This is a genomic window from Pedococcus aerophilus, from assembly GCF_039532215.1.
Lineage (GTDB): Bacteria > Actinomycetota > Actinomycetes > Actinomycetales > Dermatophilaceae > Pedococcus > Pedococcus aerophilus.
This window is the reverse complement of the sequence record NZ_BAAARN010000001.1, coordinates 2324255-2341177: the sequence shown is the minus strand read 5'-3', so window position 1 is coordinate 2341177 and position 16923 is coordinate 2324255. Positions and strand designations below refer to the sequence as shown.

10 protein-coding genes are annotated in these 16923 nt (G+C 73.0%); all 10 read right to left on the bottom strand.

The features are described 5' to 3' along the window. Window positions 1-2 precede the first annotated feature (2 nt). Window positions 3-2345, bottom strand: a complete 2343-nt coding sequence (locus ABD286_RS11110; protein WP_344193149.1) for a DUF6270 domain-containing protein — start codon at window positions 2343-2345, stop codon at window positions 3-5. 65 nt (window positions 2346-2410) lie between these two features. After that, on the bottom strand, window positions 2411-4267 hold the full coding sequence (locus tag ABD286_RS11105; protein ID WP_344193147.1) for a hypothetical protein: 1857 nt from the start codon (window positions 4265-4267) through the stop codon (window positions 2411-2413). Further along, window positions 4264-7473, bottom strand: coding sequence for a hypothetical protein (locus tag ABD286_RS11100; RefSeq protein ID WP_344193145.1), 3210 nt, complete (start codon window positions 7471-7473; stop codon window positions 4264-4266). The genes ABD286_RS11105 and ABD286_RS11100 overlap by 4 nt, the downstream gene beginning before the upstream one ends. A gap of 6 nt (window positions 7474-7479) precedes the next feature. Beyond that, window positions 7480-8613, bottom strand: coding sequence for a non-hydrolyzing UDP-N-acetylglucosamine 2-epimerase (gene wecB, locus ABD286_RS11095; RefSeq protein ID WP_344193143.1), 1134 nt, complete (start codon window positions 8611-8613; stop codon window positions 7480-7482). A 29-nt stretch (window positions 8614-8642) separates the two neighbouring features. Further along, window positions 8643-9623 carry an ABC transporter ATP-binding protein gene (locus ABD286_RS11090; RefSeq protein WP_344193141.1) on the bottom strand — a complete coding sequence of 327 codons (981 nt, stop codon included), beginning with the start codon at window positions 9621-9623 and terminating at the stop codon, window positions 8643-8645. Continuing rightward, window positions 9616-10512 carry an ABC transporter permease gene (locus ABD286_RS11085; RefSeq protein ID WP_344193139.1) on the bottom strand — a complete coding sequence of 299 codons (897 nt, stop codon included), beginning with the start codon at window positions 10510-10512 and terminating at the stop codon, window positions 9616-9618. The genes ABD286_RS11090 and ABD286_RS11085 overlap by 8 nt, the downstream gene beginning before the upstream one ends. Then, entirely contained in the window at window positions 10509-12365 is a 1857-nt protein-coding gene (locus tag ABD286_RS11080; protein ID WP_344193137.1) for a glycosyltransferase family 4 protein, read from the bottom strand. The genes ABD286_RS11085 and ABD286_RS11080 overlap by 4 nt, the downstream gene beginning before the upstream one ends. After that, entirely contained in the window at window positions 12358-13617 is a 1260-nt protein-coding gene (locus tag ABD286_RS11075; RefSeq protein WP_344193135.1) for a glycosyltransferase family 4 protein, read from the bottom strand. The genes ABD286_RS11080 and ABD286_RS11075 overlap by 8 nt, the downstream gene beginning before the upstream one ends. After that, window positions 13614-14789 (bottom strand): MraY family glycosyltransferase, encoded by a 1176-nt coding sequence (locus ABD286_RS11070; protein ID WP_344193133.1) that lies wholly within the window; start codon window positions 14787-14789, stop codon window positions 13614-13616. Before ABD286_RS11070 ends, ABD286_RS11075 begins: the two co-directional genes overlap by 4 nt. After that, window positions 14786-16855, bottom strand: coding sequence for a polysaccharide biosynthesis protein (locus tag ABD286_RS11065; RefSeq protein WP_344193131.1), 2070 nt, complete (start codon window positions 16853-16855; stop codon window positions 14786-14788). Before ABD286_RS11065 ends, ABD286_RS11070 begins: the two co-directional genes overlap by 4 nt. Window positions 16856-16923 lie beyond the last annotated feature (68 nt).

Here is a 16923-nt window from a genome sequence, read left to right as displayed (position 1 = left end):
GCTCAGGTGACCCGCAGCGGCGGGCTCGTCACCGGGAGCCGTTCGCCGTCCTCGGTGAGGACGAAGACCCGGCAGCGGTAGATCCCCGGCTCGGGCACCGTGAAGCTGTGGGTCGCGGTGCGCAGGTAGGGGGTCGCCTCGATCCGTCGTGACCCCTGGTGCACCGAGAAGGAGCAGGCGCGGCTGCCGGCGCCGTGGATGCGCACGGTCAGCTCCAGCGACCCGGTCTGCTCCACGGTGGCCTCGGGGGCTGCAGCCTCGCGTCGCGGGTCGCGGTCGGCAGCGGCGGGCACCCGGGTGAGGTCCGACGGCTGCAGCGACTCCCAGCCCCAGGGCGCACAGAGACTGCGGGCCGTGGACGCCACCTCCCCGGCGAGGGCCAGGTAGGTGGTGTCGTCGTAGTGGAACGGCGCTGGGCCCCACTGGTGGTCGGTGTGGCTGACCGCCCCGGTGAGCCCGCGACCCAGCACCTTCAACCCCAATACCTCCACGGCTGCGTCGAGGTAGGCCTGCGTGAGCTCGTTGGCGCGCTCGGCATCGAGGCCGAAGCTCGACGGCGTGGGCTCGCCGGTCTGGGTGGCCGCTGCCCACGGCGGGGCCACGAGGACCGTCCGGGACAACAGGCCGTGATCCTCGAGCAGTGACCGCCACTGCGGCAGCGCCGCGCGGAAGCGATCGAGGTGCTCCGGCGACCCGAACGCCGGGCCGCTGGGGCCGGACGGCGCCTGGCCGTCGAGCCGGGCCTGGCGCAGCTCGACCGAGTCGGTGGTGACGTGACCGCCGTCGTGGTCGAGCAGGCCCAGACGCTCGTCGACGAGGTCCCACAGGACCAGGTCGACCTCGTCGGCCAGCTCGGCGACGATGCCCGGCAGGGACGAGCGGGCGTCACCGTCGAGCATGCGCCGCTGGAACGCGCTGGACAGCGCGGAGAGGTCGAAGTGGGGCTCGCCGCCGGGGGCGAAGGAGCTGACCAGGCTCTGGCGGGCGACATAGCCCTGGAGCGTGAAGTGGTCGGGGTCGAGGAACTCGAACGTGTCGCGGGAGACGCAGCTGCCGACGACGAGCACCCGCACCGGCTGGGCCAGCCGCTGCACCGGCTCGGTCCGGGTCAGCACGACGTGACCGAAACCGTCGCGCAGGTTCGCGCGCACGGCCACGAGCGCCTCGCCCACCGCAGGCACCTGCACCATGTTGTCGGCGTGGGAACGCTCGAGGAGCACGGTGCCGGAGGCGTCCAGCAGCTCGAAGACGGCCTTGACCCCGCCATACCGGTTCGGGCGACCGTTCCAGACGAGCGCGGCCCGGGCCGTGCCCCGGTGGTCGAGCGTGGCACTCAGCCCGACCCGGGAAGCCAGGTCCTCCATCTCCGGACGCAGGTCTCGGGGAAGGACGTCGAGCCCGGTCGACGGCACCGTCTTCGCCGCCTGGAGACGGTCGACGGCCTGGGCCGCGGACACGGAGGTGTCGAGCAGCGCGGACAGGGACTGCTCCAGCACCGCACGCGGCGGTGCACTGTGACCTGCCGCCATGGCAGACACGAGGGCGAGGACGCCGTCGCCCCGGGACCAGCGGCCTCCTCCTGCATGGGTGAAGCCGCCCTCCTCGAGGAAGGGGGCGAGGTGCTTGGCGACGTGCCAGTCCGAGGCGTTCTGGAGGTAGACCACACGGCGGGTCGACGTCTCGCGGGATGCCGACGGCAGTACGCGGTGCTCGATCCCGGCTGCCGCCAGTGCCGCCGAGCGCTCCCCCCGGGTCATCTCAGCCACCTGCTCCTCCGTGCGTCCCAGGGCGGCGGCGAGGTACTCGGCCACGGCAGGTGGGTCGTAGTCGAGGAGATCGGTCTGCGGGTTCCAGACCAGCGCGGACGCGGGGTAGTCGGCCCTGAGCACCTGGTGGAGCGCGGCGAACCCGCCGCCGGAGCCCCCGACGAGGAGCAGCTCGCGCCCGACCCGCTCGGACAGCGCGTGAAGGAGGATGCCCACGTGACCCTGGACGTCGTCGTGCGCGGCGCCGGTGTACCACCCCAGGCGGAGGTCGTCGTGCGCAGCGAGGAGGGGGTCGCTGATGGAGACCAGCGGCGTCCCGAGGTCACGCCCGAGGCTGGCACCGGAGAAGAACGGGGCGCGGGAGCCGTTGCGAGCGCTCACCGCACCGGAGAAGACCACCGGCAGGGCACGACCGGACGGGAGCACACCGATGTCGCCGCTGATGAACAGGTCGACGTGGGTCCCGGAAGGCAGCATCACGACGTGGACGCCGGGGGCCCACCCCGTCGCGGACGCGAAGTCGTCCGGGGAGGACCACACGACCACGTCAGGCTGGCGCGTGGAGTAGTCGCTGTCCACAGGGAGCGTCGGGGACGACGGTGTCGCCCCACCCGGCTCATGAGCGTCGGGGGTCGTGGCCGGGCTCACCGAGCGGCGTCCTCGGCGTACCACGTGAGCATCGCGGACGCGGCATACAGGTGGCGCACCTTGCCCCGGGTCCACGAGGTCGTGCGGGCGAGCTCCTGGAGGTAGGACAGGTTCACGACCTCGGTGTAGTCGGACAGGTCGACCTGCTCGAGCACCTGGCCGAAGGCGCTCTGGGTGGACTCCAGGTGCAGCGACTGCCAGTAGATGAGGTTGACGGCCTTGGCCCTGGCGAGCACGAGCTCCCTCCGCTCGGGGGTGATCTCCGGCCCCGGTGCCGAGGTGCTCGGACGCCTGGTGGCCCAGCGCAGGGGACCGTCGCCGAACGGGATCCCGCGACGGGCGCGGCGCTGGCGGCGGTACTCGGGCGAGGACCGGTCCGTGTCGAAGGGGTACTGCGACAGGGAGCGGCCGAAGGACTCGAGCAGGTCGTAGCCGAGCACGTTGGCGCGACGGGCGAGGCCGGTGAGCTCGCGGGCGGCAGGCAGCGCCGCGACGGTGTAGAGGGGGTTGACCCTGGCGCCGACCCGGCTCCAGTACAGCGTCGTCGCGCCCATGTGGTAGCGGTTGCGGACGTCGGAGTAGAAGACGTCCCCCACGAAGTCGGCCGGTACGCCGGTGCCGTGGATGCCGGCCAGGACCTCGCTGAGACGGGACGCGATCAGCCCGAACGCGTGCGTGGTGAGGATGCCCTCGTCCGGCGCCGAACCGAGCATCGCGGTCAGCAGGCCACGGCCGTCCTCCCACGGCGCGTTCCCCTGTCCGGTGATGGCGTGGGTGTAGAACGACCGCAACAGCTCGCCGTACCCGCCGCCCGCAGCGACGATGTCGCGCTGGGGCTCCAGGCCGGTCGGGCCGACGTTGGACAGGCCGGCGGTGTAGCTCAGGAGCGCCTGCTGCTGCTCGACGAAGGAGCCCACCACCACTGGCATCAGGCCGCCGCTGTGCGCCCGGGTGAGCCCGAACGTCCGCGCCAGGCCGTCGGCCACCGCACGATCCGGCGACTCCGGCGGCCCGCTGCAGAAGAAGTCGAACCGGTCCTGCAGACCCGTCTCGAGGATGGCCCCGAGCACCAGCCGGGAGTCGAAGCCCCCCGTGAGGTGGGCGACCCGCTCCTCGGTGGGGGCAGCCGCGATGGCCTCGACCGAGGCGAGGACGTCGGAACGGACGGTGGAGAGGCCGTCGAAATAGCTGAGCGGCTCGGTGAGCGAGGGCGCCGCGGCGTACCGGACCTCGCGCAGACCGGCCGCGTCGACGACGACATGGGTGAAGGTGGGCACGCGACGACCGCCGGTGTAGCTGGTCTCCCAGAGCCCCCCGCTGCCGACGACGGTGCGCTCGACCTGGTACATCAGGTCCTTGGTCGGGCGCAGCCCGAGCTCGGTCAGGGTGGAGATCAGGGCGCCGTAGTCGGAGGACAGCACGCAGACACCGTCGACCTCGTGGACGAAGACGGTCGCTCCGCCGATCGGGTCGGGGAGCACCACGAGCCGGCGCGACGCCGCGTGCCACACGTAGGCGCAGGCCGACTGCCGGGCCCGGGCGCCCCACCACTGGGCGAAGTCACCGGCGTCCCTGCCGTCCCAGACCTCCATGAGCTCACCGGCGGTGCGCAGCAGGCGACGCTCGACCACGGCCACGCCGTCGAGGCTCACGGTGCCGCGCGAGTCGCTCGCCGTGGTGCGCCCGGACGGGGACCACCGCACGTGGAGGCGCTCGGACAGCGACGTCAGCCCGTCGGGCCTGGACCGCCCGTCGAGCGATCCCGTGATCACCACCGTCGCCGGGGCGACCCGGGAGCCCTCGGTGTTCGCGTCCAGGACGTCGGCCAGGGCCGAGCTGGGCGTGTGGGTCATGGGACCGCGACTTTCATGAGGGTTCGGCCGGCCGAGTAGTAGGCGGCATCAGCGAGGAACTCTACCCGCGGGAACCTGATCCCACGGTCCGCGACCCGGGTGAACCCGCCGCTCCCGGTGTCGACCGCCCAGAGGCCGTCGGGGGTCACCGCCCACAGTCGTCCACCGCCCTCCGCGAGGTCGGTGTCGGCGAAGGTGGCCCGCTCGCCGCCGCCTGCCGGGCCCAGCGGGAAGCGGCGGACGACGCTCCCGTCGGACCGGTCGAGCTCCACGAGCACCGACCGGGTCAGCGCGAACAACCGCCCACTGCCGTCGAGCAGCACCGAGCCGGCCGACTGGAGGTCCACGCCGAGCGTCGAGGTCCAGAGCACGCGTCGCTGCTCGGTGTCGTACGCGAAGACCACGGCCCCGGCCGCGGTCGGCCCCACACCGAGACCACCCCAGCGCGAGGTCGCGCCGAACACCACGGACCCGCTCGCGGCCAGCCCCACGATGCTCTGGTCGGCGACCGGGCTCGGGACCACCGTGGGTGTCGTGCTGTCCCCCTCGAACCACCCGAGCACGCCGCCCCGGCGGCCGTACCGCGGGATGGTCCCGAAGTAGGTGCGGTCGGCAGAGGTCGCCCACGCGCCCGGACGGTCCTGCCCCCAGGACGGACCGAGGTGGGCGACCGGGGCCGGGTTCTTCCCGTCCACCCACGGCTGCCGGGTGTCGAACCGGAAGATCCGCGCGCCCGTGTAGGTCCCGAAGAACTCGTACGGTCCGCTCGAGGCCAGGCCCTCCACCTCCCCGAAGCCGAGCAGCGCGGCACCGGTGTCGACGCCACCCACCCGGGGGGTGAGGGCCGCTGCGGGGCGGTTGGTGTCGAGGCTGCTCAGGCTCGCCCCGCCGAACCCGCCGGCCCAGAGCACCCCGTCAGCGCCTGCGCCCAACGACTTGATCCGCAGCGTCTGCGGGTCGAGGGCCAGGGTCGTGCGCAGCCACCGGGCCTGCGGGAGGTCCTGCCCGTCAGCCCCGTCCGTCCCGTCCGCGAGCGCGCCCACGTCGATGGCGACCACGGAACGCGACCCGTCGTAGGACACCAGCCAGTCCGACGTCGTGCCGTCGAGCGTCGCCCGGACGACGAACCGGTCGCGACCCGGCGGGATGGACGTCCTCGCCACCGGGACCTTGGCCGTCGCGTCCGCACGGTCGGGGTGGACCCGCCACAGGAGCCCGTTGCTGAAGTAGTAGAACGGCTGCCCCGTGGGGACGGTGGACGGCGACTGCGCCAGCTGTCGTCCGGTGGCGTCCTTGGAGACCGGGGTGTCCCACGTGGAGCGCTCGAGGTCGTAGACGCCCCGCGCGCCGTCGGGGAGCTTCGCGGCCAGGAGCCGACCGTACGAACGCAGCTCGGTCACGAACCCGGAGCGCGGTGCGCCCGGCAACGCGATCTCCTGCCGCTCGGCGGGGTCCCGCAGGTCGATGCTGATGATGGACGGGTTGACCGAGCCGGTGCCGACGTAGAGCGTCTGGCCCTCGATGGCCAGCGACCTCGCGTACTCGTGACCGCCCCGCAGGGGGGCGATGGTCGTGAAGCCCTTGCGTCGAGGGTCGTGCACCCACAGCTCCCCGCCCGGGTAGCTGCCACCCCAGACCCGGCCGTCCGCACCGACGGCCAGACCGAAGACGACCTGCGCCTGGGTCGTCGCCCGGCCGAGGTCGGTGAGCGAGCGGGCCACCGGGTCGTACCGCAGGAGGTGCCCCGAGGCGCCACCCAGGTAGACCGACCGCTGGTCCGGAGAGGTCACCACCGCCCACGCAGCCGCAGCCCCGGGAAGCACGTGCAGGTCGAGCAGCCGGCCCGTCTCGAGGTCGGCCACCTGCAGCTCGGCCGGATCGCCGGACACGACGGTGTAGAGCAGCGTGCGCCCGTCCACGACGGTGGTCCCGGAGGTGTTCGTGTTGAGGTAGCCGCTCAGCCCGGACACCGCTTCGGCCGCCTGGATGGGACGGGAGGCAGGCGTCACCGGGCTCACGGCGACGTCGTCCCACGAGCCGACGCTGGCACCACCACCCGCAGCGCCACCCGTGTCACCACCCTCAGCATCGCTCGCCGGGTCGCTCGCCACCTCGACCGTGGCCCAGCGCGCACCTGAGGGCACCGACACCGGGGCGGACCACAGCTCCCACTGGCCGGGCGCGGTGTCGACGGGGAGTCGGGCGAGGTGGCCAAGGGGCCGTCGGGCGGCGTCGAGGAACCTGACGACGACCTGCTGGCGACCCTCCGACAGCCGGACCCGTGCCGAGACCGTGACCTCCAAACCGGGCGGCACCGGGGTCGGCTGGCTGCGCACCACGACGCCCGCGGTCGCGGATCCGTCGCGGACCTCGAGGAGGTGCCCACCACCATCAGGAGCCTGCACCCGTCGCGCGCTCGTGCCCTCGCCGGCCACGACCGACCATCCCCGGGGCTGCTCGGGCCGGTCACCGGCTCGCTCGAACCCGGCGTCGGGGAGCAGGGGGCAGGTGACGTCGACGTCGTCCCAGTGCCCGCTCGACCCGGCCCCCGCGGTGATCGTCACCTGCAGCTGCGTCGTCCCGCGCGGCGACGTGGCCCTGACGGTGGCCCGGCTCCACACCGGCGAGCCGGTGGTCGCGGTCGCCACGGTGGCCGAGGTCCCGGAGGGGTCCGCACTACCGGAGGGGTCCGAGGTCCCGGTCGCTGCGGGCTCCCCGCCGACCGGGCTCCCGTCGGCTCCGAGGAAGGCGACCTCCAGGCGCTGCTCCCGCGTGACGTCGCGCGCCCAGGCGCCGACGTCGCAGGCGAGCCCCTGCCCGACCGGTATCCGCGCGAGGCGTACGCGGGTCGGGCGCGACGCCTCACGGGGTGCCTCCAGACTCAGCGCACGCCGACCGTTCCGGGCCTCGTCGCCGGTCTCGATCGAGGCGGCACCGGTGCCGGACACCCGCCAGCCCGCGGCGGCCAGCGACTTGGCCTCGAACCCGTTGGACGCCGCCGACACCGGTCCCCTCGGCTCGATCGCCGGCGCCTCCGGTCGCGTGGCCGTCGCGGTCGCCGACGGAGCCGCCCGCCGACCCATCGCGGACTCGTCGTCAGGCCAGGCCACGACCGCTCCGGCCGTGCCCGTGACCACGGCGAGCACCACGACGGCCGGCAGCCATCGTCGCCGCGGCACTGCGCGCAGGCGGTCGCGGAGCAGCACCGTCGACTACCTCGGGGTGAACTCGGGCAGCCGCTCGCCGATCCCGAACAGCGCGGCGATCGCCGCGACCGAGCGGTCGGCGGCCAGCCCGTCGCCATACGGGTTGACCGCCTGGGACATCGCCTCGTATGCGGCGGGGTCGTCGACCAGCCGCGACACCTCGGCGACGATGCGCTCCTCGTCGGTGCCGATGAGCTTCACGGTGCCGGCGGAGACCGCCTCGGGGCGCTCGGTGTTGTCGCGCATGACGAGTACCGGCTTGCCGAGGGACGGAGCCTCCTCCTGCACGCCGCCGGAGTCGGTGAGGACGATCGTCGACAGGCCCATCAGGCGGGTGAACTCGCCGTACGCCATCGGCTCGGTGACGAGCACGTTCGGCAGGCCCTCGATCTGCGGCAGCACGGCCTCGCGCACGATCGGGTTGCGGTGCACGGGGAGGATGACGTGGAAGTCGGGGTACGCCTCGGCCAGGCGGCGCAGGGCACGGCCGACACCCTCCATGGCACCGCCCCAGTTCTCGCGGCGGTGGGTGGTGACGAGCAGGACCGGACGACCGGACGCCTCGACCTCGGCGAGCCGCGGGTCGGTGAAGGCGAGGTCCTGCTTGACCGTGTGCAGGAGCGCGTCGATGACGGTGTTGCCGGTGACCGCGACGGTGGCCGGGTCGATCGCCTCGCGCAGGAGGTTCGCCTGCGACGTGGAGGTCGGCGCGAGGTGCAGGGCCGTCGTCTGGCTCGTCAGCTTGCGGTTGGCCTCCTCGGGGAATGGCGAGTTGATGTCGCCGCTGCGCAGGCCGGCCTCGATGTGCACGACCGGGATGCGGCGGTAGAACGCCGCGATCGAGGCCGCGGCCACGGTGGAGGTGTCGCCCTGGACGATCACGGCGTCGGGAGCCACGTCGACGAGCACGGGGTCGAGCCGGTCGAACACCTTGGCCATCAGGCCGTTGAGGGTCTGGCCGTGCGCGAACACGTCGAGGTCGTGGTCGGGGACGATCCCGAAGATCTCGTTGACCTGGTCGAGCATCTCGCGGTGCTGACCCGTCACGACCGTCACGGACTCGAAGTCCGGGTGGGCCTCGAGGGCCTTGATGACGGGGGCGACCTTGATGGCCTCCGGGCGGGTGCCGTAGATGGTCATGATGCGCAGGGTCAAGAAGTTCTCTTCCGTCAGTTTCTCGACGAGTGTCGTGAAAGGTGTTGGTCGGTGCTGGTGTCCTCGGGCTGGACCACGGTCGCACGCAGCTGGGCCCGGGCGGCCTCGAGCAGGACGTCGGCCTTGGCCGTCTCACCCTTGGCGATGTTCCAGGCCCACCAGCGGTAGGCGCGGGCGGTCTCGTAGGCGGGACCGTCGAGCACCATCTCGCCCTGGTGCAGCCAGATCGCCCGGGTGCACATCTCCTCGATGGTCTGGGCCGCGTGGGAGACGAGGAAGATCGTTCCCGCCTGCTCGCGGATCTGGGCCATCCGGGCCTCGCTGCGCTCCTTGGAGGCCGCATCGCCCGTCGCGAGCGCCTCGTCGATGAGCAGGATCTCCGGACGTGCCGCGGCCGAGATGGCGAAGCGCAGGCGGGCACCCATGCCGGAGGAGTACGTCTTCATCGGCAGGTGGACGGAGCGACCGATCCCGGCGAGCTCGACGACGTCGGGGATCGCCTCGCGGACCTCCTTGGGCGTCATCCCCATGGCCAGCAGCCCGAGGCGGACGTTCTCCATGCCGGACAGCTCGGGCATGAGGGCGGCGTTCACCCCGAGGAAGGACGGAGTGGAGTGGGCCAGGACCCGGCCCTTCGTGGGGGTCTCGAGCCCGGCCATCACGCGCAGCAGGGTGCTCTTGCCGGAGCCGTTGTGGCCGACGACGCCGATCGCCTCACCGGCGCGGGCCACGAAGGACACGTCGTCGACGGCCTTGACGGTGACCGTGCGGTCCCAGCCGATGCGGCGGGCGGCGCGCTGGGCCCGGGTCGCGTCCTGGCTCTCGCGCTCCTTGCTGGCGACGCGGTAGTGGACCGAGAGGCGCTGGACCACGACCGTGGGGGGACCGAGCGGCACCTCGATGCCCTTCTTGGGCCCTTGGTCGGCGTCGGGAGGGCTCTGGCCGTCGTTGTCGACGTCGGCGGTGGAGACCTCCTCGAGGTGGGTGTCACTCACGGCCGTACTCCTCCTCGCCCTGCCAGAAGTACAGGAACCCCAGGATCGGCGTCACGACGGCCCACGCGGTCAGCGTCAGCCACAGCTTGATGTCGGGCATGACGCCGTAGAGCAGCAGGTCGCGGCTGATCTCCAGCACGCAGAACGCGGGGTTGAGCTCCATCGCGGCGAGCGCCTTCGGGTGGGTCACCCAGCGCTCGATCGAGTACATGACCCCGGACCCGTACATCCAGAAGCGCGAGGCGAACCCGATGATCATCCGCAGGTCGGGCAGGGCACTGGTGAGCCGCGCGGCATACAGGATCAGGCCGGTGTTGAAGGAGAGCTGGAGCAGGAAGACCAGGGGGAACAACGCCCACAGCCAGGTCACCTTCGCGTGCGGCGGGATGACCATGATCATGATGAGCATCGTGATGACCACGGGGAACATCGAGATCGCCTGGCGCAGCGCCAGGGCCAGCGGGATCGAGGCCCGGGGGAACGAGAACGCACGGATGAGGTTCTTGCCCGCGATCATGACCGTGGCGCCGCCGTTGAGCGACCCCGAGGTGAACGAGAACATGAAGACGCCGATGAGCAGGAAGCCGATGTAGTTCTCGACCCCTCGCGCGGTGCCGAGCAGGACGCCGAAGATCAGGAAGTACGTGAAGCCGTCCAGGACCGGCTTGCCGACCAGCCAGAAGCGGCCGAGCAGGGTGTCGCGGTTGCCGGCGAAGGCCCGCGCCCGCGAGTCGGCCCAGATGAAGTAGCGGCGCTTCCACAGCTGGTGGACGTACGCGCCGAGCGAGACGCGCTGGCCGACCGGCTTGAGGCCGCTGATGTCGACGACCTCCAGCTGGACGTCGTCCACCCCGTCGAGGGGTGAGAGGGTGCGAGCCCGTTCGCTCACGGTCTGCTCCCCAGGGTCTCGTAGATATCGTGGTAGCGGGCGGCCATGGCCTGCCAGGTCCGCGTCGCGGCGAACTCCCGGCCTCCGGCGGCCAGCTGCTGCCACAGGGAGTCGTCCTCGAGCAGCCCGTGGAGTCTACCCGCCAGCGCACCGGCATCGTCCGGCGTCGCGAGCAGTCCGCTGCCCGGTCCGGCGACGATCTCGGCCAGTGCGGGCAGGTCGCTGGCCACGACCGGGCGTCCCGCCGCCATCGCCTCGATCGGCTTCAGCGGGGTGACGGTCCGGCAGACGAGGGTGTCGCGACGCGGGACGACGAAGACGTCGAGGGCGCGGTGCCACCGTGCCGCCTCGGCGCGGCTGACCCGGCCCGGCATCACCACGACGTCGTCGAGGCCGAGAGTGGTGACGAGCTGCTGCAGCGACGGGCGCGAGATGCCGTCGCCGGCGATCGCGCATCGCACGTCGAGCCCCTCGTCGCGCAGCCGGCGGACGGCGTGCAGCAGCACGTCGAGCCCCTCGTAGTCGACGAGCGAGGACACCGTCCCGACCCACCGGCCCTCCTCGGGGAGGCCGAGCGCCCGACGTCCCTCGCGCGGGGTCGTGCGTCCTTCGAGCAGGCCGGCGTCGACGGCGTTCGGCACGACGGTGATGCGACTGGGCTGCACCCCGCGCTGGACGAGGTCGTCGCGCATCACCTCCGACAGCACGACGACGTGGTCGGCAGCGACGGCGACCTCGGTCTCCTTGGCGTGCCAGAGCCTGAACCGTTCGCTCGCCGCCCCCTCGTCGCGCTGGTCGGCGGGCCGGGATGCGAGCCAGGTCTTCTCGAGCTGGCCGCGCGCCTCGTAGACCCACGGCAGACCGGCCGCCCCCGCAACCGCCCGCGCGACGAGCGCGTTCGGGAAGTGGGTGGTGGTGTGCAGCACGGTCGGCGCGAACTGTTCCACGTGGAACCTCAACAGCTCCGCGGTCTGCTCGAGGCGCCCCTCCGACGTCGCGGACATCCGGCGCGGCAGCAGCCGGTGGTACGGCACGCCGTCCACGACATCGCTGCTCGATGCCCACGGGAGCCCGACGTTGACGGGGTAGCCCAGCCGGGTCACCGCACGGACGCCGATCCCCAGCCCGGCCTGCGCGCGCAGGATCGAGTGGGACCGCAGCGCATAACCCGACTGCGTCCATGGCAACGAGTTGGTGAGCAGGTGCAGGGCCCGTGGTGCCCCCGACCGCTCCCCACCCGTATGGCGCGGAGCCACACCACCGGCCGGCGCCGCGATCGTGAAGTCACCGGGGTCCGTGCGGTCACCGCGGTCCGTGACTGGGCTGGCATCGACGTGCGACGAGGAGGACCACCGCACCGGCACGGCGTAGCCGGGACGCATCGTGGCCAGCTCGGAGGCGAGGCGCTGGGCCTGGCGACGGGCGGCCCGGCCGGGCGCGGCCTCGAGCAGCGCGATGGCGGCGGTGAGGTCGCCGCGACGCCACAGCGCGCGCGATCGCAATACGGCACCGGCGCCCGGCGGGACGTCGAGGTCGAGCTGCACGGCGAGCTCGGAGGCGATGCGGCTGCCCCCGAGCGTCGAGGCGGGCAGGTCCCGCAGCACACGGCGGGCGTCCTCAGGGCGGTCGGCGAGGTAGCTGCCGAGGGCCTGGAGCGGACTGGCCGCAGCCGGCCTCGCGGCGCGGGCGAGCGCCCGGGCGACCGGTCGGCGGACGCGTGGCGGCATCCGCCGCATGCCCTGCACGGCGAGGCGCGCGGGGTCGTCCTGGGCGTGCCTGCGGAGCATGACGACGAGGATCCCGAGGTTGCGCAGGGTATCCACCCCACCGGCGCGGGTGGTGCGGTCAGCCACGGCCGGTCACCACGCCGTCGAGGATCTCGAGGTAGTCGGCGGCGAGGCGCGAGTCCTCGGCGTGCTCGCCGACCCACGCGATGCCGTCGGTCCCCGGGTCGAGGAGGCTGCGGTCAGCGGCCACCGACTCCCAGACCTCGGCCAGCGCGGCCGGATCGCCCGGTGTCGCGACGTGGCCGACGTGCGACCCGGTGATGATGTCGGCCGCCTCGCCCGCCACCGAACCGGTGACGTGGACGCCGAGGGCCATCGCCTCGTACAGCTTGGAGGGAACGGTCAGCTCCAGCGCGGGCCACGGCCGCAGGCTGACCAGCACCGTGTCGCACCAGGCGTAGTGCTCGCCCATGGCTGCGCGCGGGACCGGTTCGACGAACTCGACCTCGACGCGTTCAGCAGCCGCGAGCGCGACGAGCTGGGCGCGGTCGGCGCCGTCACCGACGAGCCGCAGGCGGACGCGCGTGCCGCGGCCACCGGCAAGGGCGGCGGCCTGCACCGCAGTCGCGAGACCCTGGGCCCGGCCCATCGTCCCGGCATAGAGCACGTTGAGGGTGCCGTCCGCGGCGTCGCGAGGGGTGTGGCCGTCATAGCCGGGGACGGGGTGGGCGCCGTTGCGCACGACGTGGACCCGCCCGAGGCCGCGGTCCCGCAGTACCTGGGCGAACGTGTCGGTGGTCGTCACGACGGCGTCGGCCCGGCGCTGCTCGTAGGTCGTGGCCCGGCCGACCCCGGCCAGCCCGCCACGGGAGACACGGCGCACCGCCTGGCGCCCCCGTCCCGCGGAGACCGCGTCCCACTCGTCGGCCACGGTGAGCAGGTCCGGCCACGCGTCGCGCATCTCGGCCACGACCGGCACCCCGAGGCGGGCCGCGACCCGGCGCCCGGCCCAGAGCATCGGCAGGGACGGCACCGTCGCGACGACGACCTGCGGCCGCGACCCGGCAGCAGTGGTGCGCGCGGTCCGGACCGCGGCCCGTGCTGCGACGACCTGGTCGACGAACCTCGACCCGACGTCCCCGGCGTACCCCCGGAAGGCGACCCGGTGCACGGTCTCGCCGTGCGGGCCGGAGTGCACCGCCCCGGGAGCCATGGCGGCGTGCTCGGGCAACAGGCTCCCGTGCGGGTAGTGCGGAGCGGGGGCGATGACGGTCAGCTCGTGCCCGGCGGCGAGGAAGTGCTCGGCCAGCGCGCCCCACCGCTGCTGCGGGGCGCCACCCTCGGGGGCGTAGTAGTGCGTGAGCAGCAGGATCCTCACGACGTGGGTTCCTGCAGGGGCCGGTCGACGTCCGCGGCCAGGGCTGTGTCCGTGGCTGTCGGCGGCGCCGGGTCCGCGACCGGGGACGCGGCGGGAGGTATGGCGCCGGGCGCCACACCGTCCGTCGTCACGACCTCGAGCGGCACGGCACCACGGGCCGCGCCCCACCGCGCCGACCCACCGACGAACCGGGGCAGCCCCAGGTACGCGAGAGCGAGGACGACGTCGGCGACGAGGATGGCGCCGCGGGTCGGGCGCGAGGCGCCGAGCATCGCGGGGACGGCGAGCAGGCAGGCGAGCGCGGTCGCCGCGGCGACCATCCCCGACACCGCCATGTGCGGCCAGCCGGCGTGGGCGACCCGCTGGTAGACGTGCAGGCGGTGCGGTTCGAAGACCCGGTCACCGTGCGACATCCGCCGGACGAGGGTGACCCCGGCGTCCAGGACGAGGATGAACAGCGGTGCCAGCGCCACCTCGGTGGGCACCGGCAGCAGCACGAGCCACGAGGCGAGCACCGCCCAGGCGGCCCCCAGCGCGTACGAGCCGATGTCGCCGAGGAAGACCTTGGCGGTGGGCAGGTTGAAGGGCAGGAAGCCGAGTCCGCCGGCTGCGACACCGACAGCGAGGACCGCGACGGCCGGCACGTCGTAGTGGACGCCGGCGACGGCGTACCAGAGGCCGGCCACGACGGCGTGGCCGGAGATGAGGCCGTTGACGCCGTCCATGAAGTTGGTGATGTTGACCATCGCGATGGTGCCCAGGAGGACGAAGGGCACCCACGCGACCCCGTCGCCGGTGACGGCGATGGCCGACAGGCTCCAGACCAGGCCGAGCGCGCCCTGCACCAGCAGGCGGATGCGGACCGACAGTGACCACAGGTCGTCGGCGAAGCCGACGGCGCCGAAGCCGATGACCGGCAGCAGCACGAGGAAGAGCTCGTCGACCCGTCCCTTGACGGCGTCCGGGTGGATCGCCGCGACGAGCAGGACGGCACCGAGCACCGCGGCGACGACGCCGAGCCCACCACCGCGTGGCGTGGGGACGACGTGCAGCGACCGGTCTGCGGGGATGTCGACGACGCTGTGCCGACGCAGCAGCGGCAGGGTCCCGCGCACGACGAGCACCGAGAGCGCCGTGCAGGTGACCAGGGCCCAGGCGAGGGCTGGGGTCATGCCCGGCCGCTGGAGACGGAGCCGGGCGACAGGGAGACGGGCTCGGCGGCGTACGCGACGACCTTGAGCCAGGCGTGCAGGTCGATGAAGCGGCCCAGGCCCAGCTCGCGCCGCACCCGGTCGATGTCGACCAGGACGTCGTCGGGCATGAGCGGCATGCCCACGTGGGTGACGAGGTCGTGGAACGGGCGGTGGTCGGGCTCGTCGCTGGCCAGGGTGCGCTCGGTCATCTTCTCGCCGGGACGCACCCCGGTGTAGACGACGGTCGGGGGAGGGAAGCCCTGCAGCGCCGCGAAGCGACGGGCGAGCTGCTCGATGTTGTGCGGCTTGCCCATGTCGAGGATCAGGCCCTCACCGCTGCGCCCGTGGACCGCCGCCTGCAGCACGAGCTGCGAGGCCTCGTGGACGGTCATGAAGTAGCGGGTCATCTCCGCGGAGGTGATGGTCAGCGGGCGCCCGGCCGCGAGCTGGGCGGCGAACGTGGTCAGCGCCGAACCCCGGGACCCGAGGACGTTGCCGAAGCGCACGGAGATGTAGCGCGCCGACGGGCCGGCCTTGACGCCGAAGGAGGCGGTGAGGCGCTCGGTGATCCGCTTGCTGAACCCGAGGACGCTCGCGGGGTCGGCGGCCTTGTCCGTCGAGATGTTGACGAAGCGGCTGACCCCCTGCTCGACGCAGGTGGCGAGCAGGTCGCTCGTCGCGGCGACGTTCGTCAGGAAGGCCTCCGACGCATACCGCTCGGCCAGGGTGAGGTGCTTGACGGCCGCCGCGTGGAAGACGACGTCCGGTCGGTGCCGGCCGATGAGGTCGGAGATGAACCCCGGGGTGCGCAGGTCGCCCAGCACCAGGTCCTCGGAGTCGAGCATGCCGCGGCCGTCGACGGACAGCTGGACCGCGTGCAGGAGGCTGTCGTCGCGGTCGGTCATGACGAGGCGGGCGGGCTGGTACTGCACGATCTCGCGGCAGAGCTGCGACCCGATCGAGCCACCGGCGCCGGTGACGAGGACGACCTTGTCGCGCAGGTAGGACGCGATGGCCTCGGCGTCGATCTCGACGGCACCGCGGCCGAGCAGGTCGTCGAGCAGGACGGGGCGGAACGCCTGGCGCGGCAGGTCGATGCGGACCCCACCGGGGATGCCCTCGCGGGTGGGACCGGAGACCCCCTGGGTCGAGAGCATCTCGTCGAGGGAGGGGAGCACCAGCAGATCGGCCCCGGCCTGGTTGGTCAGGTCGATGACACGCTGCACCAGCCCGGGCGACGCAGAGGGCACGGCGAGCAGGACGACCTCGGCACCGAGGCGGCGGGCGAGCTCGGGGAGGTCCTCGATGCGACCCTGGACGCGGATGCCGGAGATGCCGAGGTGGCGCTTGCCGGAGTCGTCGTCGACGAGGCCGACGGGGTGCAGCACGCTGCCCGCGTCGTCGAGCATCATCGCGATGGCCTGGCGACCACCCCACCCGGCGCCGACGACCAGGGCCCGTCGACCGGCCCGGCCCTGACGGCGCTTGCGCGCGCGGTGGTACTGCACCGCGACATACCGGAGGACCAACCACCCGCACGCCGCGCACGGTGCAGCGGTGACCGCGACCGAGAGCGGGAGCATGGCGGGATGGGTGAGGATCGAGGCCGCGCTCATCGAGGACATCAGGAAGATGGCGACCACGGCGAGGCCGACGACCTCGTCCTGGGTGCCCCACCGGCAGCGGCGGGCGACGAGCATCGAGTAGGTGGCGAGGTAGACGCAGGCGCCGAGCAGCAGGGCCAGGCCAAGGCCCTCGCGGTTGACGATGGAGGCCTTCTGCTCGTACCGGCTCATGGCGAGCAGCACGAGGATGACGACGAGGATCGCGACGTCGACGAGCATGAGCACGGGGATCGGCCAGTGCCGTACCTCGACGAGGCCGTTGGCACGGCCCTTGCGGTTCGCGTCCGAGGTGGACTGCGCGTCGAGGCTGGTCACGTCCTCGGGCGGGGTCTCAGCAGACGTCTCCGCCGCGGGTTCGAGCACGTCGTCGTCGGGGGTGACTGGATCGTCATCCCCGGGAGCGCGCTGAACACTGGACACGGTGGCCAGAGTAGCCAACGAGGCACAATCGCGAGCAATCGTGCCCAAGGCGCGCCGGGCGCCCCCAG